Source organism: Sutcliffiella halmapala (assembly GCF_002019665.1).
GTDB classification, from domain to species: Bacteria; Bacillota; Bacilli; order Bacillales; family Bacillaceae_I; genus Sutcliffiella_A; species Sutcliffiella_A halmapala.
This window is the reverse complement of record NZ_MTIT01000005.1, coordinates 1-1555: the sequence shown is the minus strand read 5'-3', so window position 1 is coordinate 1555 and position 1555 is coordinate 1. Positions and strand designations below refer to the sequence as shown.

The window sequence follows — 1555 nt, the reverse complement described above, 5'->3', positions numbered from 1 at the left end:
GCCTGTTTTCTAAAATATTGTGGTTTTTTCAGCAAAAGGTAATTATTCGTGACAACGATAAGTATTAATATTCAGATTATATTGATAAAAATACCCCATTAGTGTAAAATTACACTATGCAGAAATTGGAAGGGGTGTGAATTTTAATGACGTTTTTATCTATGATTGGTGTGTTGATTTTAGGTATAGTAATCTTAGTAATAGGGTTTGCAACAAAAAAATTATGGTTGAAAATAATTTCTATTGTTCCTCTTGTTATATCTTCGGTTCAAATCATTTATGTATTGTTTATGGTTGGTTAACTAAAAACAGGTTCATTTCTTCTTAAAATTCGCAAATAGTTCATTCACTTAGTAATTTGTATCGGAATAGAAGCTAAAGAAAATCTTAATTACAGTTTCGTTTTCATATAACGAAACTGTTTTTATATGCAAAAATCATCTTGCTCACCATCTTGCAAATCAATTTAAGCAGCTCTTAGTTCCTCAATCGTTGCGTAATTGGATCCCCTGCAACACCCCAATAATAACGAATTAATCTGCTCCTCAAAAGGTAATTTTTTATTTAGTTGGAGAAAACGGAACCAATACAGGTAATTGTCTAACCATCGGGTCGAAACCCCTTGAAATCTATCCAGCCACCGCTTTAATTGGTTATGGTAGCTGTTTACGTGTTGAATATGGTAGATATGCTTTCGTACATAAATCCCTTTTCTTGCATTGATGGTTTCGTGCGGTAGTTTCTTCAACTTGGCGAATTTCTTGTAATTTGTCGCCGTATCGGTACACAAGATACTGGATGAATCGATAAAATCCCCCAACACACTCTCGATTTCAGAGGCAGTTGTTCTCCCATAGCCATTTTTACGACTGATGATATTGCCGTTTCTATCCATTGCCACCAGGATGCTTACCTGACTTTTACTGATCCCACGCTCAGGAGCCACTCCACCACGTTTACGAGACTTCCTGTGAGAGATATGCTTGCTTCCCTTCATACTTTCTAGGAGGTAAGTTTCATCGCTTTCAATGACACCTTGAAGAACACTGTCACCAATGGAACGGACAGCATTTAACACTTTATGCCTCCAGTAGAATGCCGTAGATATATGGATATTCAGACGCTTTACAATTTTGGGAAGGGTGTATCCTTCCACCATCAACTCGATGTACTGAAGCCACAGATGAGGTTTATGTGTGCCTCCTATGGGAGTATTGGTCATATCGTTGAAAGTCTTAAAGCAATCCTTACATTTATAGCGTTGGCGACCACGATATTTTCCGTGTCGAACTACCGCAGTTGATCCACAATGAACACACCCAAGTCCCTCGCTGAAACGAGTTTCGCGAATGTTGGAGATAAACTTGGCAATATCGGATTTGATGGAAGTTTTATCCCGTTCCAAAGCACGAATAAACTTATCCTTTTCTACGTCAGGCAAATGATTAAAAGTTTGATATACCTTTTTCCACATCGGAACTACCTCCCGTACATACGTTCTTTATAGTATTATATGAGAGTAGAATAATATCCACAATATTTACGAAAACAGGCT

Annotated in this window: 1 protein-coding gene; it reads right to left on the bottom strand. The window is 37.3% G+C overall.

All coding sequences use genetic code 11. The annotated features are described in order from the left end of the window. Window positions 1-466 precede the first annotated feature (466 nt). Entirely contained in the window at window positions 467-1474 is a 1008-nt protein-coding gene (locus BK580_RS23220) for an IS1595 family transposase (protein ID WP_078381946.1), read from the bottom strand. Window positions 1475-1555: the final 81 nt, after the last annotated feature.